Source organism: Arthrobacter sp. ERGS1:01, from assembly GCF_001281315.1.
In the GTDB taxonomy this organism is placed as follows: Bacteria; Actinomycetota; Actinomycetes; order Actinomycetales; family Micrococcaceae; genus Specibacter.
Map to the genome: position 1 here is coordinate 1,896,480 of NZ_CP012479.1, position 25,279 is coordinate 1,921,758.

Annotated in this window: 21 protein-coding genes and 2 pseudogenes; 5 read left to right on the forward strand and 18 right to left on the reverse strand. The window is 67.4% G+C overall.

Features of this window, described 5'->3' with window-relative positions; all coding sequences use genetic code 11:
* The first annotated feature begins 16 nt into the window (after window positions 1–16).
* The gene (locus AL755_RS12430; protein WP_082369235.1) at window positions 17–1,414 is read left to right on the forward strand and encodes a PrsW family intramembrane metalloprotease; all 1,398 of its coding nucleotides are present in this window, start codon (window positions 17–19) and stop codon (window positions 1,412–1,414) included.
* 126 nt (window positions 1,415–1,540) lie between these two features.
* Here the strand turns inward: AL755_RS12430 and nusB are convergent, their stop codons facing one another.
* The 14 genes and pseudogenes from nusB to AL755_RS12500 all read right to left on the reverse strand — a co-directional run bounded on the left by nusB (window position 1,541) and on the right by AL755_RS12500 (window position 14,582).
* Entirely contained in the window at window positions 1,541–1,987 is a 447-nt protein-coding gene (gene nusB, locus AL755_RS12435) for a transcription antitermination factor NusB (protein WP_054011275.1), read from the reverse strand.
* The gene (gene efp / locus AL755_RS12440) at window positions 1,987–2,550 is read right to left on the reverse strand and encodes an elongation factor P (RefSeq protein ID WP_054011276.1); all 564 of its coding nucleotides are present in this window, start codon (window positions 2,548–2,550) and stop codon (window positions 1,987–1,989) included. The genes nusB and efp overlap by 1 nt, the downstream gene beginning before the upstream one ends.
* 110 nt (window positions 2,551–2,660) lie before the next feature.
* Window positions 2,661–3,161 (reverse strand): hypothetical protein, encoded by a 501-nt coding sequence (locus AL755_RS12445; protein WP_054011277.1) that lies wholly within the window; start codon window positions 3,159–3,161, stop codon window positions 2,661–2,663.
* Window positions 3,162–4,253 carry a 3-dehydroquinate synthase gene (gene aroB / locus AL755_RS12450; protein WP_054011278.1) on the reverse strand — a complete coding sequence of 364 codons (1,092 nt, stop codon included), beginning with the start codon at window positions 4,251–4,253 and terminating at the stop codon, window positions 3,162–3,164.
* A complete protein-coding gene (locus tag AL755_RS12455; protein ID WP_054011279.1) occupies window positions 4,250–4,828 on the reverse strand; it encodes a shikimate kinase in 579 nt (192 codons plus the stop codon). The genes aroB and AL755_RS12455 overlap by 4 nt, the downstream gene beginning before the upstream one ends.
* A complete protein-coding gene (aroC, locus tag AL755_RS12460) occupies window positions 4,828–6,027 on the reverse strand; it encodes a chorismate synthase (protein ID WP_054011280.1) in 1,200 nt (399 codons plus the stop codon). The genes AL755_RS12455 and aroC overlap by 1 nt, the downstream gene beginning before the upstream one ends.
* Before the next feature lie 29 nt (window positions 6,028–6,056).
* A complete protein-coding gene (locus AL755_RS12465) occupies window positions 6,057–6,953 on the reverse strand; it encodes a shikimate dehydrogenase (RefSeq protein WP_054011281.1) in 897 nt (298 codons plus the stop codon).
* On the reverse strand, window positions 6,954–8,183 hold the full coding sequence (gene mltG, locus AL755_RS12470) for an endolytic transglycosylase MltG (RefSeq protein WP_054011282.1): 1,230 nt from the start codon (window positions 8,181–8,183) through the stop codon (window positions 6,954–6,956). It abuts the gene before it with no gap.
* Window positions 8,180–8,770, reverse strand: coding sequence for a Holliday junction resolvase RuvX (gene ruvX, locus AL755_RS12475; protein WP_054011283.1), 591 nt, complete (start codon window positions 8,768–8,770; stop codon window positions 8,180–8,182). The genes mltG and ruvX overlap by 4 nt, the downstream gene beginning before the upstream one ends.
* Before the next feature lie 7 nt (window positions 8,771–8,777).
* Window positions 8,778–11,455, reverse strand: a pseudogene (gene alaS, locus AL755_RS12480) (alanine--tRNA ligase).
* Between the two features lie 40 nt (window positions 11,456–11,495).
* Entirely contained in the window at window positions 11,496–11,732 is a 237-nt protein-coding gene (locus tag AL755_RS12485; RefSeq protein WP_054011284.1) for a hypothetical protein, read from the reverse strand.
* A gap of 49 nt (window positions 11,733–11,781) precedes the next feature.
* Window positions 11,782–12,156, reverse strand: coding sequence for a DUF948 domain-containing protein (locus AL755_RS12490; RefSeq protein ID WP_054011285.1), 375 nt, complete (start codon window positions 12,154–12,156; stop codon window positions 11,782–11,784).
* Between the two features lie 139 nt (window positions 12,157–12,295).
* Window positions 12,296–12,922 (reverse strand): 30S ribosomal protein S4, encoded by a 627-nt coding sequence (gene rpsD / locus AL755_RS12495; RefSeq protein ID WP_054011286.1) that lies wholly within the window; start codon window positions 12,920–12,922, stop codon window positions 12,296–12,298.
* A 202-nt stretch (window positions 12,923–13,124) separates the two neighbouring features.
* Window positions 13,125–14,582: a replication-associated recombination protein A gene (locus tag AL755_RS12500; RefSeq protein WP_054011287.1), complete on the reverse strand. Its 1,458-nt coding sequence runs from the start codon at window positions 14,580–14,582 to the stop codon at window positions 13,125–13,127.
* Between the two features lie 81 nt (window positions 14,583–14,663).
* Here AL755_RS12500 and AL755_RS12505 point away from each other — a divergent pair, with 81 nt between their 5' ends.
* Window positions 14,664–15,254, forward strand: coding sequence for a Vms1/Ankzf1 family peptidyl-tRNA hydrolase (locus AL755_RS12505; protein ID WP_082369237.1), 591 nt, complete (start codon window positions 14,664–14,666; stop codon window positions 15,252–15,254).
* Between the two features lie 24 nt (window positions 15,255–15,278).
* On the opposite strand, the gene AL755_RS12510 is transcribed toward AL755_RS12505, so the two are convergent.
* The 3 genes and pseudogenes from AL755_RS12510 to hisS all read right to left on the reverse strand — a co-directional run bounded on the left by AL755_RS12510 (window position 15,279) and on the right by hisS (window position 19,651).
* Complete coding sequence (locus AL755_RS12510) at window positions 15,279–16,118, reverse strand: GNAT family N-acetyltransferase (protein WP_054011289.1); 840 nt, start codon at window positions 16,116–16,118, stop codon at window positions 15,279–15,281.
* A gap of 145 nt (window positions 16,119–16,263) precedes the next feature.
* The gene (aspS, locus tag AL755_RS12515; protein ID WP_082369239.1) at window positions 16,264–18,042 is read right to left on the reverse strand and encodes an aspartate--tRNA ligase; all 1,779 of its coding nucleotides are present in this window, start codon (window positions 18,040–18,042) and stop codon (window positions 16,264–16,266) included.
* Between the two features lie 263 nt (window positions 18,043–18,305).
* Window positions 18,306–19,651, reverse strand: a pseudogene (gene hisS / locus AL755_RS12520) (histidine--tRNA ligase).
* Window positions 19,652–19,952: 301 nt separating this feature from the next.
* Here hisS and AL755_RS12525 point away from each other — a divergent pair.
* From AL755_RS12525 to AL755_RS12535, 3 genes are all read left to right on the forward strand, one after another.
* Entirely contained in the window at window positions 19,953–20,684 is a 732-nt protein-coding gene (locus AL755_RS12525) for a peptidylprolyl isomerase (RefSeq protein WP_337589593.1), read from the forward strand.
* 148 nt (window positions 20,685–20,832) lie between these two features.
* On the forward strand, window positions 20,833–22,305 hold the full coding sequence (locus AL755_RS12530) for a DUF349 domain-containing protein (protein ID WP_054011290.1): 1,473 nt from the start codon (window positions 20,833–20,835) through the stop codon (window positions 22,303–22,305).
* A gap of 93 nt (window positions 22,306–22,398) precedes the next feature.
* Complete coding sequence (locus AL755_RS12535) at window positions 22,399–22,983, forward strand: hypothetical protein (RefSeq protein ID WP_054011291.1); 585 nt, start codon at window positions 22,399–22,401, stop codon at window positions 22,981–22,983.
* Here the strand turns inward: AL755_RS12535 and AL755_RS12540 are convergent, their stop codons facing one another.
* Window positions 22,984–25,266, reverse strand: a complete 2,283-nt coding sequence (locus AL755_RS12540) for a RelA/SpoT family protein (protein ID WP_237762717.1) — start codon at window positions 25,264–25,266, stop codon at window positions 22,984–22,986. It abuts the gene before it with no gap.
* Between the last annotated feature and the right edge of the window lie 13 nt (window positions 25,267–25,279).

A 25,279-nucleotide genomic window follows, 5' to 3' on the forward strand; every position in this document is an offset into this window, starting at 1 on the left:
CCCTAGTGTTGGTTCCATGACTGATCCCGGGCCCTGGCAAAGCACCCCGGCGGACACGCCGTCGCATCCCCCGTACCCGAGAACGCCGCCGTCCGGGGCCCCGCACTTCGCCGCGGCGCACACCGTTGACCCGGCAGGCCCGCACCCTCCAGGCTCCGCGTTGTCGCCGTCACCGGAATATTGGTCCCACCCGGCCCCCGCGCCGCACAACAAAAGGCCCAAGGGCACCGGGTTGAAAGTGACAAACATCATCCTGCTGTGCGTGCTGGCGCTTGTCACAGTGGGCACCCTGGCGGTGTTTGCGCTGTCCATCGGCGCCAGCGTGTTCCTGATCTGCGGCGCCCTGGCGCTGATCCCGCTCGCCATCTGCGTCCTCACGCTGGTGTGGGTCGATCGGTGGGAGCCGGAACCGACGACGGCGCTTTTGTTCGGCTTCTGCTGGGGCGCCGGCATGGCGGTGGTGACCACCCTGGTGGTGGGCAGCTGGGTCCAGCCGCTGCTGATGGCGGGGAACGCGCAGGCCGATCCCGACGTGGTCGGCGCCGTGATCCAGGCACCGCTGGTCGAGGAGGTCTGCAAGGGGGCCGGGGTGTTGCTGTTGTTCTTCCTGCGCCGGCGCACCTTTGACGGTCCCGTCGACGGCCTGGTCTACGCCGGCATCATTGCCGCCGGTTTCGCCTTCACCGAGAACATCCTCTATTTTGGCCAGGCCCTGCGGGACAGCGACGACGCCGCCGGCGGGCTGCTGGCGATCTTTGTGGTGCGCGGCCTGATGTCCCCGTTTGCCCACGTCATGTTCACCGGGGCGCTGGGCGTTTGCGTGGGCTACGCGGCCAGGTACGGCGGCACGCCCCTGGTGCTGGGCGCCTGGGTCCTGGGCCTGGTCCCGGCCATGCTGCTGCACGGGCTGTGGAATGCCGTGACCTTTGTTGGCGACAGCTTCGTGTTGATGTACCTGGTGCTGCAGGTGCCGATTTTCGCCTTGTTCATCACGGGAATCCTCCTCCTGCGCCGCTCGGAGGCGAGGCTGACCCGACGGCGCCTGTCCGACTACGTCCCGCCCGGCTGGTTCAGCCAGCAGGAGGTGCCCATGCTCGCCTCGGGAGCAGGGCGACGCAGGGCCTTGCACTGGGCCAGGACCTTTGGGGCCGGCAGCACCATGAAGGAGTTCATCCGGGTGGCCACCCGGCTGGCCTTCACCCGCAACAGGCTGCTGGTGGACGCCAAGGGTGCGCCCGGCAGTGCCGCGGCGGCCAGGTTTGCCCGGGCCCGGGTGCAGGAGCTGGCGCTCTTGAACGCGGCCACGGCCGCGCGCAGCGACTTGCTGGGCCGGCATTCGGCCGCCGTCTACCAGGCCAGGACGTTCCAGGCGCCGACGATTCAGGCTCCGACAATCCAGGCACCGGGACCCTAAAACAAAAGACCCGCACCGGAGCACTCCGATGCGGGTCTTTTGCGTTGCCTAAACGCGATGCGTTGGGCCCACGCTTGCCAGCCCGAAAAACCGCGCCAGCGGTTTTTCGGGCTGGCAAGCGTGGGCCTATGCCAGCAGGGTCGGCTTGACCTGCTGCAGGCGGCCCAGCAGGCCGTTGACGAACTGCGGGGATTCGTCGGTGGAAAGGGTCTTGGCCAGTTCCACGGCTTCGCTGACGGCGACGGCGTCGGGGACGTCGTCGTTGAACAACAGTTCCCAGGCGCCGATGCGCAGGATGATCCTGTCGACGGCGGGCATGCGTTCAAGAGTCCAGCCCTGCGAATACGTTTGCAGGTATTCGTCGATGTTTTCCTGCATGGCGGTGACGCCCTCGACCAGGTCGACCGTGTAGACGTTGATGATCTGGTCTGCGACGACACGGCGTGCCGTCATGGCGGACATGGCCGTGACGTCGCGCTGCTCCGCCTCGAACAAGATGTCCAGGGCCCTGCGGCGGGCCTTGCTGCGCGCCGAGTTGGGTTTGCCGTTTTGGCTAGACTGACTGCTTGCCACTACTCGCTGACACGTCCCAGGTAGCTGCCGTCGCGGGTGTCGACCTTGACCAGGGTGTTGTTGTCGACGAACAACGGAACCTGGATCTCATAGCCGGTCTCCACGGTGGCGGGCTTGGTGCCGGCGGAGGAGCGGTCGCCCTGCAGGCCGGGCTCGGTGTAGGTGATGCGCAGCTGCACGGACGGGGGCAGCTCGATGTAGAGCGGTGCGCCTTCGTGGAGGGCGATCGTGACGTTGAGGTTTTCCAGCATGAAGTTGGTGGCGTCGCCGACCACTTCGTGGGAGACCGTCAACTGGTCGTAGTTGTGGGTGTCCATGAAGACGAAGTCTTCGCCGTCCGCGTACAGGTACTGGTAGTCGGAACGGTCAACGGTGGCCGTCTCGATCTTCAGGCCCGCGTTGAACGTCTTGTCGACGACCTTGCCGGAGAGGATGTTGCGCATCTTGGTGCGGACAAAGGCGCCGCCCTTGCCGGGCTTGACGTGCTGGAACTCAATGATGTTCCACAGTTGGCCCTCAAGTTTGAGAACGGTGCCGTTCTTGATGTCGTTAGTCGTTGCCACAGTAGCCTCTTACGTATAAGTGTTATCAAAAATCCATTGACCATATTACCGTACGGCGCAAGCGTGCCGTTAACGCAGCGACGCGGATGTGCCAACAACCACATGTGATCTTACTGTTGCTCGGCGAGATCCAGGGCGCGTTGCAGGGAAACCGTGGAGGAGTAGATGGCCGCGGCGTCCGCACCGGAGGCCACCCGTTTTTCCAGGGCGGCGGAGAAACTCCTGGCGGCGGCGGCAAAGTTTCCGCTGGAGAAATACACCTTGCCCAGTTGTTGGCTGACCCATGCCTCCAGGGGCGTGTCGGCCACGGCGGGCAGCAGGGACTTGAGCACCCGTTCGGCCCGGTCGAAGTGCTTCGTGGCCCGCAGCACCTCGGCGTCCAGGACCTGCAGCCGCAGTGATTCGGGATCGGCCAGGCGGGCGTCGGCGGCCATCTCGGCGGCCTCGGCGGTCAGTCCCCGGGCCAGCAGCACGAACACGTGGTCGGCGGCGTCGTCGGTGGTTTCCAGCGCCGCGGCGCACGCTTCCTCATCCACCACCTCGGGCAGCAGCGTCTGGGGGTTGACTGCGGTTCCGGGGAAGCCCGCCGACGGCCAGTCCTTGAGCCCCATCTAGGAAGCAATCTCCTGATAGGCGGCAAAGAGGAGGGAGGTGTCGGGCACGTCCAGGATGCCGGGCTTGCCGATGCCGTCCAGGACCACGAAGCGCAGCAGGTCCCCGCGGGTCTTCTTGTCCCGGCGCATGCCGTCCAGCAGGGCCGCCCAGCGGTCCTTGCGGTACGTCAGCGGCAGGCCAAGCTGTTCGAGGATCCGGCGGTGCCGCTCGAATCCCTCGTCGCTGAGCCGGCCCACGCTGCGGGAGAGCTCCGCGGCGAACATCATGCCGACGGACACGGCCGCGCCGTGGCGCCAGGAGTACCGTTCGGCCAGTTCGATCGCGTGGCCCAGCGTGTGCCCGTAGTTGAGGATTTCACGCAGGCCCGCTTCCTCCAGGTCCTCGGAAACCACCTTGGCCTTGACGGCGATGGCCCGTTCGATCAGTTCACGCAATACGTCCGAGCGCGGGTCCTTGACGGCGTCGGGGTTGGCCTCGACCAGGTCCAGGATCACGGGGTCGGCGATGAAGCCGCACTTGACCACCTCGGCCATGCCGGAAATCAGCTCGTTGGGCGGCAGCGTGTCGAGGGTGTCAAGGTCCACCAGGACGCCGGCCGGGGCACGGAAGGTGCCCACCATGTTCTTGCCTTCGGCGGTGTTGATGCCGTTCTTGCCGCCCACCGCGGCGTCGACCATGCCCAGCAGCGAGGTGGGCATGTTGATGACCTTGACCCCGCGCAGCCAGGTGGCGGCCACGAAGCCGGCCACGTCGGTCACCGCTCCCCCGCCTACGGCCACGATCGCGTCGGAGCGGGTGAAGTCGTTTTGGCCCAGGACCTGCCAGCAGAAGGCGGCGACCTGGATGTGCTTGCCTTCCTCGGCGTCGGGGATCTCGGCGGTCAGCGACGTGAAGCCGGCGGCGGCCAGTTCGTCGCGGACGGCGTCGCCGGTCAGGCGCAGGGCGCGCGGGTGGATGACCAGGACGCGCTTGACGCGCTCCCCCAGCAAGTCAGGGAGGTTGGCGAGGAGCCCGCGGCCAACGACGACGTCGTAGTTGTCCGCGGCTGCCGAGCCGGTGACCTTGATGACTGTATTTTCGTTGTTCACGGTGCGGGGTTCTCTTTCCTTGATTCTTCGGTCAAAGTGTCAATGAGCTCCGTTACGAGCTCCGGCACGCTTGAGTTGCTGACGTCGAGGGTGACGTCGGCCAGTCGGGCATAGACGGGTCCGCGGGCTGCCGCGAGGCGGGACCAGGTTTCCACGGGGTCCGCCGCCAGCAGGGGCCGTCCCGTGTTGCGGATGATGCGTTCACGCACGGTCTCTATGCTGGCGCGCAGGAACACCACCGTGGCGCGGGCCAGCAGCTGTTGGGTGCCGGAATCCAGGACGGCGCCGCCGCCCAGCGAGAGCACCACGGGCTTGGGTTTGTCGGTGTCCAGCACCTCGGCCACGGCGCGGGCCTCCAGCTGGCGGAAGTGGTGCTCTCCGCGGGCGGCGAAGATCCGTGGAATGGGGCCGTGCTTGGCCACGATCCGCTGGTCGGAGTCGATAAAGTCAAGTCCCAGGGTGCGGGCAAGTTCGGCGCCAATGACCGACTTGCCCACAGCCATGGGCCCAATCATGACAATGGGGCGGGCGGGCCGGAAACGCGGCGTCCCGGCAGGCTCGGTCCCCTCGGTCATCAGTGGCCCAGCGTGTCCAGATTTGCCGGGATCGACGCGAGGAAGCTGTCCATGTTCCGCTTGGTTTCGGCCATGGAGTCCCCGCCGAACTTCTCCATGAGGGCGTCGGCCAGCACCAGGGCGGTCATGGCTTCGGCGACGACGCCGGCCGCGGGCACGGCACACACATCGGAGCGCTGGTGGTGGGCCTTGGCGGGTTCTCCGGTGGCGACGTCAATGGTTTTCAGGGCGCGCGGAACCGTGGCGATGGGCTTCATGGCGGCGCGGACGCGCAAGACGTCTCCGATGCTCATGCCGCCTTCGATGCCGCCGGCGCGGTTGGAGGTGCGGATGATCCGGCCCTCGTCGTCGCGGACGATCTCGTCGTGGGCGGCCGAGCCGCGGCGTGCCGCGGTGGCGAAGCCGTCGCCGACCTCCACGCCCTTGATGGCCTGGATGCCCATCAGGGCACCGGCCAGGCGGGAGTCCAGGCGCCGGTCCCAGTGCACATAGCTGCCCAGTCCGGGCGGCAGGTTGTAGGCGAGGACCTCGACGACGCCGCCAAGGGTCTCGCCGGCCTTTTGGGCGGCGTCGACCTCGGCCACCATGGCGGCGGAGGTGGCGGCGTCAAAGCAGCGCAGGGGGTCGGCGTCGAGTGCGGGGACGTCGGTGAGGACGGGCAGTGCGGCGTCTTCGGGGGACGCGACCGTGGCGATCTGGACCGTGTGGCTGACCAGTTCAACGCCGACGGCGGCCAGGATTTGGGCGGCGACCTCGCCGAGGGCCACGCGGGTGGCCGTTTCCCGGGCGCTGGCGCGTTCCAGGACGGGGCGGGCCTCGGAGAAGGCGTACTTCTGCATGCCGGTGAAGTCGGCGTGGCCGGGGCGCGGGCGGGTCAGCGGCGCGTTGCGGGCCTGGCCGTCGAGGGTTTCGGCGTCGACGGGGTCCGCGGACATGATCGCCTCCCACTTGGGCCATTCGGAATTGGCGATCTGGATGGCGACGGGGCCGCCCTGGGTCAGGCCGTGCCGCACGCCGCCGAGGATGGTCACGACGTCTTGTTCGAACTTCATCCGGGCGCCGCGGCCGTAGCCGAGCCGACGCCGGGCCAGGGCGTCCTGGATTCGGGCGCTGGTGAGCTCAACCCCTGCCGGGACGCCTTCAATAATTCCCACAAGTGCCGGGCCATGTGATTCTCCGGCGGTCAACCAACGCAACATACTGTCCATCCTGCCATGTTCTGTTCGTGCTAATCGTGTGGGGGTCGTCGAGTCAGCCCAAGTGCGTCGCACATCACATTGATGACGTCGCCGACGCGCTGCTGTGCGCGATCGCCGAATCCGCCGGCCGCTGCAAACAGTTTTACCTGTTCCACGCCTTGATACAAAAGCATCTCAATCCCCGGAACCACGGTGCCGCCGCCGGTTTCCCAGGCCTGGGCCAGGGCGCTGGGCCAGGGGTCGTAGGCGACGTCGAGCAGGCAGCACCCGGCCGTGTCCGGTGCGGTGGCCAGGAAGTCCGCCGCCAGGGAGTCGGCTCCCCGCGGCGGGAGCGTGGAGATGACCACGTCGTAGCCGGCCAGGGCGGAGGCCGCGCCGTCGAAGGGCAGCAGCTCGACGGCGATCCCGAGTTCCCCACCGACCTCGTGCAGGCCCGCCGATTTCCCGGCGTTGCGCACATACACGTCGACCGTATCCGTGCCGAGGGCGGCAAAGGCGGCCAGCGCGGAGACGGCGGTGCCGCCGCCGCCCAGCACGGCCGCGCGCGGCCGCCGGGCAACGCCGGCGTGCCGGAGCGCGTTGACGAGCCCGGCCACGTCGGTGTTGTCACCGCTGAGGCGGGTGCCGCCGTCGTCGTTCCGGCCGGCCACGACGGTGTTGACGGAGCCCAGGATCCGGGCCACCGGGGTGAGCTCGTCCACCAGGACGGCTGCCTCGTTCTTCAACGGCATGGTCACCGAGAGCCCGTACCAGTCGGCGTCGGCCCGGACCTCCGCCAGGAAGCCGGCCAGGCCGTCCTCCTGCAGGTCGATGGCCCGGTAGCTGTAGTCAAGGCCCAGCGCCGCATACGCGGCGATGTGCATGGCCGGTGACTTGGAGTGCCCAATGGGGTGCCCCAGCACGGCTCCTTGGCGAAAACCTGCCATTTATTTGCATTCTCCCGCGTTGGCCTCGCACCAGGCGGTGTACTGGGCCACGTTCTTGAGGTGATCTGCATAGGTTGCGGCGTAGAGGGTCTCGCCCGTCTTCAGGTTCACGGTGACCCAGAAGTAGTACGGGTTGGTTTCCGGGTGCGCCGCGGCCTCGATGGCCGTGGCGGCCGGTGAACCGATGGGTCCCACGGGCAGGCCGGGATTGGCGTAGGTGTTGTACAGGTTGGACTTGTCGTCCTTTTGGGCCTGGCTCAGGTTGTATGACTTGATGCCCAGCCCGTACGCCACCGTGGCATCGGACTGCAGGAAGCCGCGGGTTTCGCCGTTGGGGTTGTTGATGCGGTTTTCGATGGCCCCGGAGATCTTGGCGTAGTTGGCCTCGTTGCCCTCGAACTCGATGATGCTGGCGACCGTGAGCACGCGGTACTGGTCGCCGGCTGCGACGCCGGCCGCCGCGAGGTTCTTCTTGGTGGCGTCGACCATCTCGCTCAGGACACCCTTGGCGTCCAGTTCGATCGGGAAGCGGTATTCACCGGGCGTGAGGTAGCCCTCGAGGTTCTTGGCTTGTGCGGGCAGGCCGAAGAGCTTGGGCTCGTTGGCCAGCTTTTGGAATTCCGCCAGCGGTATCCCGGTGCCCTTGGCGAGCTGCTCAAGGGTTTCGTTGAGGCGCAGGTTTTGCGCAATGGCCGCGTAGTGGACCTTTGACTTGTCGCCGGCCAGCAGCACGGCGACGGCGTCGGAGGCCTTCATCTGCTTGCGCATGTCGAAGGAGCCCGGCTGCAGGGATCCGGTGCCGTTGGCCGCGGCCAGTGCGTCAAGGAACGCCTGCTCGCTGGCCACCACGTCCTGCGTGCGCAGGTCGGTGGCGACGGTGCGGGCGGAGGCGCCGTCCGGGACCATGATCTGCACGGTGCCGGTTCCCGGGCCCGGGTAGTCGGCGGCCTCGAAGCCGCCCAGCATGGGCTTGATGGCCTGTACAAGGAAAATGACGACGGCGGCGAAGAGGGCCAGCACGATCAGGAAGATGACGGTGCGGCGGCGCTTGCGCACCCGCTTGGACACACGGGTGCTGCGCCGCGAGGGCAGGGGCTCCTCGACGTAGTAGTCGTGGGCATCCTCCTGCTCCTGGGTCCAGGCGTGGTCGTCATGCCACTCGTGGTCGACGTCCTCGTGGGGATCGATCAAGTGTGCGGGGTGGGTGCTGCCGCGGAAAGCGTCGCTCATGGCTTTGCTCCCTCGGCAGGTGATGCTGGCGTTGAGATGGAGATGGTGGAATCCTCTTCTTTTCCAGACGGCCCGGCATCCCCCACGATGCCCGGCAGTTCGGCGCGCACCAGTTCCCCAACAGTGGCATTGCGCGCCTTTTGCATGTCGATGGCCTGTTGCAGAATTCCAACGGCCGCTACTTGATCCACTATTTTACGATGCTCACGGCTGTCAAGGCCAGCCGCGTGCAGTGCCTGGTGCGCGCTGACGGTGGTGAGGCGTTCGTCGATGAGCCGCACAGGCACCTCGAGTCCGGCCTTGTGCAGCGCCTCCACGAGCACGGCGGCATAGCTGCGCGCCATTTCCGCGGACCCCTTTTCGGCGCCCTTGAGCGTGCGCGGCAACCCCACAAACACCTCCACGGCGTTCCTTTCGGCCACCTCCCTGACCACAATCCTGACGTCGCTGTTTTTCTTCGCGTCACGGCTGAGGGTCTTGACGGGGGTGGCAAGGATGCCGTCGGGGTCGCAGGACGCCAGGCCGACGCGGACCATGCCCACGTCGATGCCCAGCTTCACGCCCTGCTTGTAGTTGCGCTGCTCCATGGATTCCTTAGCGGTTCCTGATGGCGTCCGTGACCGCCGCCAGTGCGGCCGAGATGGCGGCCACATCGGTACCGCCACCCTGGGCGACGTCGGGCTTGCCGCCGCCGCCGCCGCCGAGCACGCCGGCAGCAATCTTCACGAGATTCCCGGCCTTGACGCCGGCATCGCGGGCGGCTTCGTTGGTGGCCACGAGGATCACGGGACGGCCGTTGCTGGCGCCGGCCACGGCCACGGTGGCCGGTGCCGAGCCGAGGCGCTGGCGCAGGTCAAGGGCCAGGCCGCGAAGGTCGTCGGCGCCGGAGACTTCACCGGCGTCGTGGGCGATCACGGCAACGCCGTTGGCGTCCACTGCCGTACCCACCAGGTTTCCGGCGGCTGCGGTGAGCTGTTCCTTGCGCAGGCGCTCGAGTTCCTTCTCGGCCGTCTTCAGCTTGGCCAGGGTGGCGGCCACGCGTTCGGTCAACAGGTTCGAGGGGACCTTGAGCATGTCGGTCAGGGACGTGACCAGGGCGCGCTCGGCGGCCAGGTGGCGGAACGCGTCCATGCCCACGAAGGCCTCCACTCGGCGGTTTCCCGAGCCGACGGACTGTTCGCCCAACAGGGTCAGGGAGCCGATCCGGGAGGTGCTGTCCACGTGCGTGCCACCACAGAGTTCGCGCGACCAGGCGCCGTCGATCTCCACGACGCGCACCTCGGAACCGTAGTTCTCGCCGAACAGCGCCATGGCACCCAGGGCCTTCGCGGCGTCCAGGTCCATGACCTTGGTGTCCACCCGGAAGTTGTTGCGGATGGCGATGTTGGCCACTTCCTCGATCTCCGAACGGGTCGCGGCGCTCAGGCCCTCACCCCAGGAGAAGTCGAAGCGCAGGTAGCCGGCCTTGTTGAAAGAGCCGCGCTGGAGCGCCTCCGGGCCGAGGATCTGGTGCAGGGCGGCGTGCACGATGTGCGTGCCCGTGTGGGCCTGTTCGGCGGCGTGGCGGCGTTCACGGTCGACGGCGGCACGCACCAGGGCGTCGGCCGGCAGTTCGCCTTCGCGCACGATCGCCTTGTGGACGCTCAGGCCCTTGACGGGCTTTTGGACGTCCAGGACCTCGACGACGAAGCCGTCACCGGTGATCAGGCCGGTATCGGCGGCCTGGCCGCCGGCCTCGGCGTAGAACGGGGTCTCATCGAGCACGATCGAGATTTCCTCGCCCATGCCCGCGTGTGCCACGGGCGTGCCGTTGGAGAGGATGGAACGCACGCGCCCCTGCCCTCGAGCTCGGTGTAGCCCGTGAACACGGTCTCGCCCTTGGCCAACAGTTCATGGAACACGGAGAGGTCGGCGTGGCCGCTCTTCTTGGCCTTGGCGTCCTTCTGGGCGCGCTGGCGCTGCTCGAGCATGAGGGAGCGGAACCCGGCCTCGTCGACGGCCAGGCCCGCCTCGGCGGCCATCTCCAGGGTCAGGTCGATCGGGAAGCCGTAGGTGTCGTGCAGCGCAAAGGCCTCGGCACCGGAGAGGTTGGCACCGGCCGCCTTGGATTCCTTCACGGCCTCCTCGAGGCGGGCGGTGCCGCTGGCGATGGTGCGCAGGAACGACTTTTCCTCGGCGTAGGCGATGCGCGCAATGCGGGCAAAATCGGTCTCGACCAGCGGGTAGGCGCCCTTCATGGCGTCGCGGGAGACGGGTAGCAGTTCCGGCAGCACGGCGGTTTCCACGCCGAGCAGGCGCATGGCGCGCACGGCGCGGCGGATCAGGCGGCGCAGCACATAGCCGCGGCCCTCGTTGGAGGGGGTGACGCCGTCGGAGATCAGCATGAGGGAGGACCGGATGTGGTCGGCCACCACGCGCAGGCGGACATCGTCGGTGTGGTGGGGATCGGCCGGGTCCTCGGTGGAGGTGTAGTCCTTGCCGGCCAGTTCGGCGGCCTTGTCCAGGACGGGGCGGACCTGGTCGGTCTCGTACATGTTCTCCACGCCCTGCAGGATCATCGCGAGGCGTTCCAGGCCAAGGCCCGTGTCGATGTTCTTGTTGGGCAGTTCGCCGACGACATCGAAGTCGACCTTGGAGGTGACGTTGTCGATCTGGTACTGCATGAACACGAGGTTCCAGATTTCGATGTATCGGGTCTCGTCGGCGATGGGGCCGCCCTCGACACCGTATTCGGGGCCGCGGTCGTAGAAGATTTCCGAGCACGGGCCGGCCGGGCCGGGCTGGCCGGTGGACCAGTAGTTGTCCTCCTTGCCGATGCGCTGGATCCGGTCGACGGGCACGCCGACCTTGTCGCGCCAGATCGCCAGGGCTTCGTCGTCCTCGTTGTAGACGGTGACCCAGAGGCGGTCCACGGGAAGGCCGAAACCGCCGTCGGCCACGGAGCTTGTCAGCAGCTCCCAGGCGTACGGGATGGCGGTTTCCTTGAAGTAGTCGCCGAAGGAGAAGTTGCCGCACATTTGGAAGAAGGTGCCGTGCCGGACGGTTTTGCCGACCTCGTCGATGTCGCCGGTGCGGATGCACTTTTGCACGCTTGTGGCGCGCTTGTACGGGGGCACCTCACGGGCGGTGAGGTAAGGGATGAAGGGCACCATGCCGGCCACGGTGAACAGCAGCGACGGATCCGAGGAGATCAACGACGCGGAGGGCACGGGGGTGTGGCCCTTGCCGGCGAAGAACGTGATCCAGCGATCCGCAATTTCGTGGGATTTCATTAGCCTGGTGGCTCCTTCGGTAGTTCTACGTTTTACAAAATTAGTGGCGGGGCCCGACCGGGCGCTCGGGGTCAAGCCCCAGGGCGGCACGCAGATCGGTTTCGCGCTGGTCCATGCTGTCGCGCAGCGCATCGGCAAAGTCGTGGACGGAGTCGCTCATCCGGCCCACGGCACGGTTGAGGCCTGCCGGGCCCAGGGCGCCCTTGGCGGCGGAGATCTTGCGGGCCGCCACCACGCCAATGGTGATGCCGACGCCGAGCCAGAAGATTTTTTTCATGGGTTCTTACGCTCCAGGGGCTGTGGGGTATCGTCGCGGCGGTTCACGCTCAGCGGCTCCGGCGGGCGGTCTTGGGCTTGCCGCGGCCGGCGAAGGCCTGGCGCACCCCGTAGGAGAACGCGGCAACCTTGATCAGCGGCGAGCCGAGGGTTGCGGCAAACAGGGAGGAGAGCGCCGAGATGTTGGCCGTGGCGTCCGAGATGTTGTTGGAGATTCCGTCCACCTTGCCCAACTGCGTGTTGGTGGTGGCGACGGTGCTGGTGACCTCGTCGATGAGGGGCGTGGTGCCGTCGCCAATTTGGCGGATCGTAACGCGGATTTCGTCAAAGACCTTGCCCAGCTTGAAAATCGGCACGGCCAGCAGCGCGACCAGTATGGCGAACACGCCCGCCGCAATCAGTCCCGCAATGTCTCCACCAGTCATGGAGGGCCGCCTCATTTCACTTGTCCAACGAATGATTACCCATGAGTACCTTACTACCTACAAAGCAGCCCGCGGCGCGTGCCGCGGGCTGCTTTGTAGTGTCAAGCCGGGGTGAACCGGCCCTACTTCGCCAGTGAATTTAGCGTGAGTAGAATTCGACGACCAGCTGCTCTTCACAGGTTACGGGAACCTCGGCGCGCTTGGGGCGGCGAACCAGGCGAGCCTGCAGGCTCTCCAGCTTCACGTCCAAGTAGGCCGGAACGGCGGGGAGCACGTCGCGGTGAGCACCTGCTGCAGCAAGCTGCAACGGGGTCATGGTCTGGCTGCGCGGGTGCACGTGGATCAGCTGACCCTCGGCAACGCGGAACGACGGGCGGTCCACGCGGGCGCCGTCGACCATGATGTGGCGGTGAACAACCAGCTGGCGGGCCTGGGCGGTGGTGCGGGCGAAGCCGGCACGCAGGACCAGGGCATCCAAACGGGTTTCCAAGATTTCAACCAGGTTTTCACCGGTCATGCCCTTGGTGTGCTTGGCTTCTTCGAAGGCACGGGTCATCTGTGCTTCGCGGATGCCGTACTGGGCGCGCAGACGCTGCTTTTCGCGCAAGCGTACCGCGTAGTCGCTGTCCTGCTTCTTGCGGGCGCGGCCGTGCTCACCGGGGCCGTACGGACGGCGCTCGAGGTACTTGGCTGCCTTCGGAGTCAGAGCAATGCCGAGGGACCGCGAAAGGCGGGCCTGCCGGCGGGCACGTGTGTTGTTAGCCACTTGTGTCCTTCCAATATTTGCAATAAGTGTTTGTCCTGGCCTCCATTGTGGAGAGTTGGGGCTATTGCGGCCTTTTCGCTACAGCACCCGGGCATGACCAACCACAGCCGTCTCCGCGCCGCTTTACGCGGTGGTGCGGGTCGAGGTGTTGGGCATGGAGCCGGGGCTTGCCAGTGCGCCATCAACTCTACCACCTGCGCCCCTATTTGCCCGACGCCGGGCCCCCGCCGCCCGTGCTGCCGCCATTCCCGCTGCCGCGGATGATCGAGCGCAGCCGGTCCACCCGGACGCCGAGGTCCCGCTCCACCCCGTTGCCCGTGGGTTCGTAGTAGTTCCGTCCCACGAGGTCGTCCGGCGGGTATTGCTGGGTGGCGATGGAATGGGGTGAGTCGTGGGAGTAGATGTAGCCGCGCCCGTGGCCGAGCGCCGCCGAGCCCGGGTAGTGGGCGTCGCGCAGCGGGGCCGGAATGGTGGTCCCCTTACCGGCGCGGATGTCGCCGATCGCGGCATTGATGCCGTTGTAGGCGGCGTTGGACTTGGGCGCGGTGGCAACATGCACCACGGCCTCGGCGAGGATGATCCGGGCCTCGGGCATGCCGATCAGGGCGACGGCCTGGGCGGCGGCCACGGCGGTCTGCAGCGCCGTGGGATCGGCCATGCCCACGTCTTCGGCGGCGGAGATCATGATGCGACGGCTAATGAAGCGGGGGTCCTCCCCCGCCTCCAGCATCCGGGCCAGGTAGTGCAGGGCGGCGTCGACGTCGGATCCGCGCACGGACTTGATGAAGGCGCTGATGACGTCGTAGTGCTGGTCGCCGGCGCGGTCGTAACGGACGGCGGCGGCGTCAATGGCCCGTTCGGCAATGCCAAGGTCCACCAGGACGGGAGTGTCGGCCGCCCCGCCGCTCGCCTCGTTAAGCGCGACGCCGGCGGCCGCCTCCAGCGTGGTCAGGGCGCGGCGGGCGTCCCCGCTGGCCAGGCGCACCAAATGGTCAAGGGCTTCGTCGCTGAGCGTGACGGCGCCGTCCAGGCCGCGGGGATCCTCGGCCGCGCGCAGCAGCAGTCCCTCGATGTCGGCGTTGGTGAGCGGCTTGAGCGTGAGAAGGATGGAGCGGGAGAGCAGCGGCGCCACCACGGAGAACGACGGGTTCTCAGTGGTGGCCGCGATGAGCACCACCCAGCGGTTTTCCACGCCGGGCAGCAGGGCGTCCTGCTGGGCCTTGTTGAAGCGGTGGATCTCATCGAGGAACAAGACGGTGGTGCGCCCGTGCAGGTCCCTGTCGGTGAGGGCCTGGTCCATGACCCGGCGGACGTCCTTGACCCCGGCGGTGATGGCCGAGAGCTCCACGAATTTCCGTCCCGGGCCGCGGGCGATCACGTGGGCCAGGGTGGTCTTGCCGGTTCCGGGCGGGCCCCACAACATGACCGAGGACGGCCCTGCGGGTCCGCCGGCTCCCCCGCCGCCGGCCAGCACGTGCAGCGGCGAACCGGGGCCCAGCAGGTGTTGCTGGCCCACCACTTCCTCCAGGGTGCGGGGGCGCATGCGCACGGCCAGCGGGCTGCGCGGGCGGCCCGGCTTGCCGTCGCCGGCCGCGGCCACGCCAAAGTCGTCGCCGTCGTCGGAGTCGTCGTCGCTGGTGGTGTCAAAAAGGTCTCGCACCCCTCTAGGCTATCGCCACGGGCCGACCCTCCGGCCCGGGCGGCGAAAATGCGCCCGTGCGGCGGCACTAGGCTGAAAGGCGTGACCGACTCGACGCGCACCACCCTGGTAACCGCTGCCCGCCTCCCCGGCTGGGTGGAGCGCTTTTCCGCTGCGCACGGCGGCCTGGACACCCAGCGAGACACGGACGACGGCGTGCTCCTGGCCATGGGTGATGGCGCCACGGCGTTGTTGTCGCCACCCTGGCCCGACGACGGCCGGCCCGGCCGCGGCACGGATCTGGTGGAGCGACTGGTGTCCCTGGCGTCGCAGGAACGGTCGCTGGGCATCGTACTAGCCCGGCGCGGCGGTTTTGCCGTGGGCGTTTCGGCGGGCGGGAAACTGCTGGCACACAAGGTGGGAAAGGGCGGCCGGCAGGCCGGCGCACTGGCGGCGAAGGCCGCCGAGGAAGCCGCGCGGATCTTTGCCGGAGCGAGATTCGAATACCTGGCCACGGGCGGGGACAAGCCGCTGGTAGCTGCCGTGCTGGCCGCGCCGTCCCTGCGGTCCTACGCGAACCGGCCGCACCTGGCCCCACTGGCGGTGGCCGATCCCAACCATGCCGTGCTGCAAAAGGCGGCCGCCGACTTTTGTGCCGTGCGCATCCGTGTCACCGACCCACCACAAAACTAACTCCCGCGCACTAAATGCTGCCCCTCAGCAGGCGCTGGGCGCCCGGTGCAGGGGCGCCTGACGGTAGTGGTAGCGGCCGGCCTCAACGAATCCGGCGTGCCCATACAGTCCCTGGGCGCCAGTGTTCGCGGCGGTGACCATGAGCCAGAAGTTCGCCGCCCCGTCCGCCCGGCCGGCGTCGAGCAGGGCCCACAGCACGGCGGTGGCCACGCCCCGGCGACGGAACTCCGGGTGCACGGCCATACCGTAGACCCCGCCCCACTTATCCCCACCCAAGCCGGCCCCGCCCAAAGTCTCGACAAGCGTTATTCGGCCGGTGCCGATGGCGGCGCCGCTCCCGTCCACGGCTGTCGCGTAGACCGAGGGCGTGCCCAACAGGATGGACCGGGCAATGTGCCTCTCGGCTGCGCCTCCCCTGCCGTCCACGCGCCACCACAGGTCCAGCCACTGCTCGGACGGGGTGTCGGCCAGGACAATCTTTACGCCGGTGTCGCGCCCGGCGGGCGCTGGCGTATTGGCCAGCGCAGGCGCTCCGGCGGGGGCCGTCATGATGACCGTCTCGGACTGGCGGGAGTACCGGTGTTGGTCGAGCAGCGCCTCGAGTGCGGCGTTCTCGGGCCTGTGCGTGAGCTGGAAGATGACGGGCTGGCGGCGGCTTGAGTACCATTGGACGGCGTCCCGCAGGGCGAGGTCAATCTTTGCCGGTGACGACGCCGGCCAAACGGAGTTGGCCCGCTGGGTGACCGATCCTGCCGATCGCAGCATCCAACCGTCCCGGTTTTCCGTTTCCGGCGCCCGCCAGGCCTCGTCCATCAAGATTTCAAGGGTGTCCAGCACCCCGGGCGTGGTCTTAGGATCCGTCATTGAAACATCCTACGGCGCGGGTTCGGCGGAGCCGTGTCCGCGCCGTTAAACCGCAGCTGCCGGCCACCCAGAGGGGCGGCCGGCAGCGTGCGGGTGATGCCCGACGTCGAAAGTTGCCCGACGTCGTTATTCCTTGGCGCCGGAGTTACTTGGCGTCGTCCTTCTTGGCTTCCGGCTTGAAGTCAACGCCGGCTTCCTTGCGCTGCTGCGCCGTGATCGGGGCCGGGGCCGCCGTCAGGGGGTCGTAGCCGCCGCCGGACTTCGGGAACGCGATGACGTCGCGGATGGAATCCACGCCCGCCAGCAGGGATACGGCACGGTCCCAGCCGATGGCGATGCCGCCGTGCGGCGGGGCGCCGAACTTGAAGCCCTCCAGCAGGAAGCCGAACTTCTCCTCGGCGTCCTCGGCGGAGAGGCCCATGACCTCGAAGACGCGCTTCTGCACATCGTTGCGGTGGATACGGATGGAACCGCCGCCGATCTCGTTGCCGTTGCACACGATGTCGTAGGCAAACGCCAGCGCCGACTCCGGGTCGGTGTCGAAGGTGTCCATGAACTCGGGCTTGGGCGAGGTGAACGCGTGGTGCACTGCGGTCCACTTGCCGGCGCCAACGGCCACGTCACCGGAGGCAACGGCGTCGGAGGCGGGCTCGAACATGGGGGCGTCGACAACCCACACGAATGCCCAGTCGGCCGGGTTGATCAGGCCGGTGCGGTGGCCGATCTCAACACGGGCGGCACCCAGCAGGGCGCGGGAGGAGGATACGTCGCCGGCCGCGAAGAAGATGCAGTCGCCGGGCTTGGCGCCCACTGCGTCGGCCAGGCCGGCGCGCTCGGTGTCCGTCAGGTTCTTGGCGACGGGGCCGGTCAGCTCGCCCTCGTCCTTGACCAGCACATAGGCCAGGCCCTTGGCGCCGCGCTGCTTGGCCCATTCCTGCCAGGCGTCGAGCTGGCGGCGGGGCTGTGCGGCGCCACCGGGCATGACGACGGCGCCCACGTAGGGAGCCTTGAAGACGCCGAACTCGGTGTCCTTGAAGAATTCCGTCATCTCGGTCAATTCCTGGCCGAAGCGCAGGTCGGGCTTGTCCGAGCCGTAGCGGGCCATGGCGTCGCGGTACGTCATGCGGCGGATCGGCAGCGGGATCTCGACGTCGATCAGCTTCCACAGGGCGGAGACGATCTTCTCACCCAGGGCGATGATGTCGTCCTGGTCGACGAAGCTGGCCTCGATGTCGAGCTGGGTGAACTCGGGCTGGCGGTCCGCGCGGAAGTCCTCGTCGCGGTAGCAGCGGGCAATCTGGTAGTACTTTTCAAAGCCGCCCACCTGCAGGAGCTGCTTGAACAGCTGCGGGGACTGCGGCAGGGCGTACCAGGAACCCGGTGCCAAGCGTGCCGGCACCACGAAGTCGCGGGCACCCTCGGGGGTGGAGCGGGTCAGCGTGGGCGTCTCGATCTCGATGTAGCCCTGTTCGTGCAGTAGCTCGCGGGCCACCCGGTTGGCCTCGGAGCGCAGGCGCAGGTTGCGCTGCATGCCCGGACGGCGCAGGTCCAGGTAGCGGTGCTTCAGGCGGGCCTCCTCGCCGACCTCCACGTGCTCGTCCACCTGGAACGGCAGCGGTGCGGCCTCGTTGAGTACGACGACGTCGTCCGCCATCACCTCGATCTCTCCCGTGGCCAGGGCCGGGTTCTCGTTGCCCTCCGGGCGGCGCGAAACCGTGCCGGTGACCTGCAGGACAAACTCGTTGCGCAGTGAATGGAAGACAGCTTCCTCACGGACCACGATCTGCGCCACGCCGGACGCGTCGCGCAGGTCAAGGAAGGCCACGCCACCGTGGTCACGACGGCGGGCAACCCACCCCGTCAGGGTTACAGTTTCTCCAATATGCTCAGCCCGCAAGGAGCCCAGGTCATGTGTGCGCAGCACAGCATTCCTTTCAATGGTGATGAACGGCCCGCGAATGCGGCCGCAAAGTGATTTGTCTAGAAGTTTACCGTTGATCGCGCAGCATGCGGGCAACGGACCAGACCTGACCGGCAAGGCGACGGAGCCGCTGTTTTTGAAAGTCCGACGTAAAGGAGACCGTAAGGCCGGCCGCGGCCGTCGGTCGGATAGTCGGACGTAAAAACAGTGGGCCGTCGCCGGGGGTGACCACGGAGACGCTGGGCCTTGCCGGTCCCTGCGTCCAGCTACGCGACGACGATTTGCGGGGTCAGGTCCGCAGCCGGCGGCATCCAGGTGGCGGGGTCGGCGGCAACCTGGTCGCCGGAGCGGATGTCCTTGACCTGGTGGGCGCCGTCGTCGTCGGTGAACCAGACGTAGGGGATGCCGCGACGGTCGGCGTACTTGATCTGCTTGCCGAACTTGTCGGCCTTGGCGGCGACCTCGGTGGAGATGCCGCGGGCACGCAGGGCGGCGGCGACGTCCTGGGCGGCGCTCCAGCTGTCCTCGTCGGCCAGGGTGACCAGCACGGCGGTGGGCACGCTGCGGGACGCGGCGGCGAACTCCTGGCTGAGGATTCGTGCCACGAGGCGGGTGACGCCAATGGACAGCCCGACGCCGGGGAACTTGCGGTTGCCCTTGGACGCCAATGCGTCATAACGGCCGCCGGAGCAGATGGAGCCCAGGGCCTCGTGGCCCACCAGGACTGTCTCGTAGACCGTGCCCGTGTAGTAGTCCAGGCCGCGGGCAATGGAGAGATCGGCCACAACGGAGCCCGGCGCGCTCTTCACGGCGGCCGCGATGACCTGTTCGAGTTCGTTCAGGCCCTCCTCCATGAGCTCGTCGGTGACGCCCAGGGCGCGCACCGCCGCCACGAAGGAGGTGTCCTCCGTGCGGATCGAGGCCAGGGCCAGCGCCTTGGCGGCCTGCTCCTCCGTGGCGCCGAGCTCGTTCTTGAGCAGCGTTGCGACGGCGTCGGCACCGATCTTTTCGAGCTTGTCGATGCTGCGCAGCACGCCGGCCGTGTCCGTGAGGCCAATCCCCGGTAGAAGCCCTCGGCCAGTTTGCGGTTGTTGATGCGCAGCTTGAAGGCCGGGATGGGCAGTGCGGAGAGTGCCTCGGCGATCACCAGGGCCAGTTCCACGTCGTACCGGAACGGCAGTTCGCCGTCGGCCACGACGTCGATGTCGGCCTGGGTGAATTCGCGGGCCCGGCCCTCCTGGGGGCGTTCGCCGCGCCACACCTTTTGGATCTGGTAGCGGCGGAAGGGGAACGCCAGGTAGCCGGCGTTCTCCACCACGTAGCGGGCAAAGGGCACCGTCAGGTCAAAATGCAGGGCCAGCTGGTTGGGGTCGTCCTTCGCGGCCGAGGCGGCATTGCCGTCGTCGTCCTGGAGGCGGGAGAGCGCATACACCTCCTTGTCGATCTCACCCTTGCGCAGCAGCTGGCCGACGGTCTCGACGGCGCGGGTCTCCACGGAGCTGAAGCCGTGGAGTTCAAAGGTGCGCCGGAGCGTGTCCAGCACATGCTGCTCCACCAGCCGCTCCTGTGGCAGCCACTCGGGGAAACCTGACAGGGAAGCGTTGCGTGCCATGGGTGGAGCTCTCCTAACATGCGTGCGAAGCGGGGCCGGCCTTTTGCTTCAAGGCCGGCAAACCCCGGTGCGCGTAAAAAGTAATGGTGTGCGGCACAGCGACCACGTACGCAAATGCTGCGCAATACATGGGTACACTGACATCCGGCTGCCATTTTATAAGGTTTCCCGGGCCGCCCCTAACCAGCCCCTGCGGCGTTGCCGCCGCACGGGAGAGCACCCATAGTTTCACAGTGATGGAGAGCAACCGTTGGCAAACAACAAAAAGGACGGCCGTGAGGCAAAGGCGAGGATCGCACGGATGGAGGCGAACCAGCAATTGCGCGAAACCCAGCTGACCCGCCGCAAGCGTGACAACCTCATTGCCGTCATTGCCATGGCTGCCGTGATCGCCCTCGCCGTGGTCCTGGCGCTGACGGTCTTCTCCGGTTCCAAGAACGACGCCGGCGCTGCCGCGGATCCCAGCGCCACGCCAACCGCCACGGCCACCTCATCCGCGACCGCGACGGCCGCACCGACGAACAGCCCCACGGTGCCGCTGGCCTCCACGGCAAAGGGCAAGACGTTCACGGGAACCCTCACGCTCAACGGCAAGCCGCTCGGCGTCGAACTTGACGGCACCAAGGCCCCGCAGGCCGCGGCCGTGTTCAAGTCGCTCACGGCGGAGAACTTCTTTGCCGGCAAGAACTGCCACCGGCTGGCCGACTCCACCAACTTCGGCGTGTTGCAGTGCGGCTCCCTCAAGGGCGACGGCGCCGCCGATCCCACCTACCAGTGGGGCCCGGTGGAGAACTCCCCCGCCAATGGCAGCTACCCGGCCGGCACCATCGCCGTCGCCCGCGGGGCCAGCACCTACAGCAACGGCACCCAGTTCTTCATCACGTTCAAGGACACCACCCTCCCCCAGGACACCGGCGGATACACGATCGTCGGCAAGGTCACCAGCGGCCTTGACGTGGTCACGGAAATTGCCGCCGGCGGCATCACCCCGGGACCAACGGCGCCGCCGACGGTGCACCCAAGACCAAGGTGACGATAGACTCGTTTACGCTGAAGTAAATGAAACGGCCACACATTCCATGAGGCGTTCACGCCCCGTGGATAACAGCGCGTTCGATCCTGGCCACATCGATTTGCTTTTTTGACCTGCCAGATTTCCCTCCAGCGAAAGACTTTTAGCGGTGACACACAGTCAACAATCCGACGAAACAACGGCCACGATCACTGAGTCCGGCGACGCAACAACGGCGGCGGCTCCCGTGAACCAGACGGAAGGCACGCCCGAGGCGGCGCCGGTAGCGGCGCCTTCCCCGGCCGCATTTGCCGCCCGCCCCAAGGCACCCTCGGCCCCCACCGCGGTTGCGGCGGCAGCACCGGCACCGCCGGTTGCAGCCCCCGTCAACCTGGAGGAGGCCGCCAAGTTTGGCCGGGCCGAGGAGGACGGACACGTCTTCCTGCTCCTGGACGGCGAAGAGTTCCCCGTGGGCCAATACCCCGGCGCCAGCAAGGACGAGGCCCTGGCCTACTTTGCCCGCAAGTTCGAGGACATCACCGCCCAGATCACCTTGCTGGAGCAGCGCGTGGAGGCCAAGGCCGCCACGACCGACATGAACAAGACCGTCACGCACTTGCGTGAGCAGCTCGCCGAGCGCAACACGGTGGGCGACGTCAACGCGGCCCTGGCCCGCCTGGCCGTCCTCGAAGAGGCCATCAAGGAACTCCACGCCCAGGAACGCGCCGCCCACGACGCCGCCCGCGGCATCGAGCTGGCCGCCCGCGAAGCCATCGTGACCGAGGCCGAGACGATTGCCGGCGAGGACCCCACCACGATTCTGTGGAAGGTCAGCAGCGCGCGCATGAACGAGCTCTTCGAAGCCTGGAAGCAGGCCCAGAAGACGGGCATGCGCCTTGGCCGCGCCACCGAGGAAGGCCTGTGGAAGCGATTCCGCAGCGCCCGGACCATCTTCGACCGCCACCGCCGCGCCTACTTCTCGCAGCTGGACAACAACAACGCGACGGCCAAGAACGCCAAGGAGGCGCTCATCACCGCCGCCGAGGAGCTGGCCACCTCCACCGAATGGGGCTACGCCGCTGGCGAGTACCGCCGCCTCATGGACCAGTGGAAAGCGTCCCCGCGCGCCAGCCGCAAGGACGACGACGCCCTCTGGAACCGCTTCCGTGCCGCCCAGGACAAGTTCTTCGCCGCCCGCCAGCAGGCCAACGACGCGCTCGATGAGGAATTCGGCGCCAACCTGGTGGTCAAGGAAGCCCTCATCACCGAGGCGCAGGCACTGCTGCCCATCAAGGACCTGGCTTCGACCAAGAAGGCCCTGCAGTCCATCCGCGACCGTTGGGAAGAAGCCGGCAAGGTGCCCCGCGCCGACATGCAGCGTGTCGAGGCGGGCCTGCGCAAGGTTGAAGAGGCCGTCCGCGCCGCCGATGAGGACAACTGGCGCCGCAGCGACCCCGAAGCCAAGGCCCGCACCTCCAGCGCCCTGAGCCAGCTGGAAGCGACCATCGCCGGCCTGCGCGAAGACCTCGCCGCCGCCGAGAAGGCCGGAGACGCCCGCAAGGTCGCCAAGGCCACCGACGCACTGGCCGCCCGCGAACTGTGGCTCGAGCAGATCCGCAAGGCCGCCGAGGACTTCTCCTAAGGGTTCGGCACTTCAAGGGGCCCTCGGGCCGGGTTGTCCACAATCCGGACCGGGGGCCTTTGTGCTGCCCGCGCACGGGTGCAGTCTGGGATCATGACTGATTCACCCGTCCTTGAGGGCCTCCTGGTTCCCGGCGCCGCGTTCACCGTTGCGGAGCTGTACGCCATGGCCCTCGACGGCGTACTGACGGCGGTCTTTGGCCAGGCGTTCCGCCCCGTCGGTGTGCCCGAGTCCCCCGCACTGCGCGCCGCGGCGCTTGCCCAGCACGCTCCGGCGGCCCTGGCCGGCCGGGCCGCCCTTGGCGGGCTCGCGGCGGCGTGGATCCATGGCTGCGCTCCTCCCCCTCGCACGCCCGTCGCACTGCTCGTGGCCAGCGGCCACAGGACCACGGCGCTGCCGGCAAACAGCGGCTGCGTGCTCCATGAAGTCCGCCTGGACCCGTACGACGTCGAACGGCTGGGAGGCGCGCTCGTCACGAACGCTTTGCGGACGGCACGTGACGTGGCCATGTACGCGCCGGAAGGTGAGGCGCGCGCGGTGCTGGCCGCGATCGCCGCGACGCCCTCGCTGGCGTGCCCGCTGGGACGCATCAGGACCGCCATTGCCGTCGCGGCCCACGTGCCCGGCAAACGCCGGGCACAGGCACTCCTGGACGCGATGATCGCGCCGAGGGCGTAGTTAGTTGCGGCGGGTGGTTCCCGAGGCCCGGTACACGTCGTAGACGCCGTCAATGCGCCGCACGGCGTTCAACACGTGGTGCAGGTACTTGGGATCGCCCATTTCAAAGGCGAACCGGGACAACGCCACCCTGTCGCGGGAGGTGTTGACGCTGGCCGCCAGGATGTTGACGTGGCTTTCAGCCAGGACCCTGGTGACATCCGAGAGCAGGCTCTTGCGGTCAAGGGCCTCCACCTGGATCTCCACGAGGAACACGCCGGACTGGGTGGGCGCCCATTCGACCTCGACGAGCTTGTCGGGCTCGTTCTTCAGGTGCTGGAGATTGGGGCAGTCCTCGCGGTGGACCGAGACGCCGGAGCCCTTTGTGACGTAGCCGGCGATCGGGTCCGGCGGCACGGGGGTGCAGCACCGGGCCAGTTTGACCAGCACCTCGCCGACGCCGTGCACGATCACGCCGGAGTCCGACACCCGTGAACGGGCGTTTGACATGTGGGTGGCCAGCGGCGGGGCGATGTCCTCGATGTCGTCGTTGACGCCCAGCAGGTCCATGAGGCGTTCAACCACTGATTGCGCGGAGGTGTGTCCGTCTCCGACGGCCGCATACAAGCCGGCGATGTCGACGTAACGGAAATGCTGCGTCACGGCCATGAGGGCGTCGTGCGTCATCATCTTTTGCAGCGGAAGGTTTTGCTTGCGCATCGCCTTCGTGAGCAATTCCTTGCCCTTTTCGATGGACTCCTCGCGGCGTTCCTTGCTGAACCACTGCCGGATCTTGTTGCGGGCCCGGGCGCTCTTGACGAAGTTTTGCCAGTCCTGGCTGGGGCCGGCGCCCTCGGCCTTGGACGTGAAGATTTCCACGGTGTCGCCGTGTTCAAGTTCGCTGTTGAGCGGAACCAGCTTGCCGTTGACGCGGGCGCCGATGGTCCGGTGGCCCACCTCCGTGTGGACGGCATAGGCGAAGTCGACGGGTGTTGACCCCGACGGCAGCGCGATGACCTGGCCCTTGGGTGTGTAGACGAACACCTCCCGGGCGTTCATCTCGTACCGCAGCGAATCGAGGAACTCGTTGGGGTCGGAGGTTTCCTGCTGCCAGTCCACCAGGGTGCGCAGCCAGTTCATGTCCTCCTGGCCGGAGACCGGGCTCTTGTTCCCCGTCTTGTACTTCCAGTGCGCGGCCACACCGTATTCGGCCCGCTGGTGCATCTCATGCGTGCGGATCTGGATTTCCACCGGCTTGCCATCGGGGCCAATGACGGTGGTGTGCAGGGACTGGTACATGTTGAACTTGGGCATCGCGATGTAGTCCTTGAACCGGCCCGGAAGCGGGTTCCAGCGCGCATGGACGGTACCCAGCGCCGCGTAACAGTCACGCACCGTGTCAACGAGCACCCGGACGCCCATCAAGTCGTTGATGTCGTCAAAGTCCTTGGCCCGCACCACCATCTTTTGGTAAACGGAGTAGTAGTGCTTGGGCCGGCCGGTGATCTCGGCCTTGATCTTCGCGGACTTCAGGTCGTCGTTGATCTGTCGGCGGATGGCGCCAAGCTGCTTTTCCCGCTCGGGTGAACGGTCCTGGACCATGCGCACGATTTCCTCGTACACCTTCGGGTACAGCGCCGCGAAGGAGAGGTCTTCGAGCTCCCACTTGATGGTGTTCATGCCGAGCCGGTGGGCCAGCGGGGCAAAGATGTCCAGGGTTTCCCGGGCCTTCTTGCCCGATGACTCGGCGGAGACAAACCGCCAGGTGCGCGCGTTGTGCAGCCTGTCCGCCAGCTTGATCACCAGGACACGGATGTCCTGGGCCATGGCGATGACCATCTTGCGGACCGTCTCGGCCTGCGCCGACGCGCCGAACTCCACCTTGTCGAGCTTCGTGACGCCATCCACCAGCTTCGCGATCTCATCACCAAAGTCATCGCGCAGCTGGTCAAGCGCGTAGTCGGTGTCCTCGACGGTGTCGTGGAGCAGTGCCGCGGCCAGGGTGGTCCCGCTCATGCCCAGTTCGGCCAGGATCGTCGCCACCGCCACGGGGTGGGTGATGTAGGGGTCCCCGCTCTTGCGCTTTTGTCCCTCGTGGCATTTTTCGGCCACGGTGAATGCCCGCTGGATCAGCTCGAAGTCTTCCTTCGGATTGTTGACGCGCACAATGCGCAGCAACGGTTCGAGGATGGGTGAATAGCTCTCCGTGGACCACCCGGCCAGCCGCGCCAGGCGGGAGCGGGTACGCTCGCGCCGACCCGGAAACGTGGGGCGGACCTCCACGCCGCGGCGGGGCGCGACCACATTGCCGGCGTCG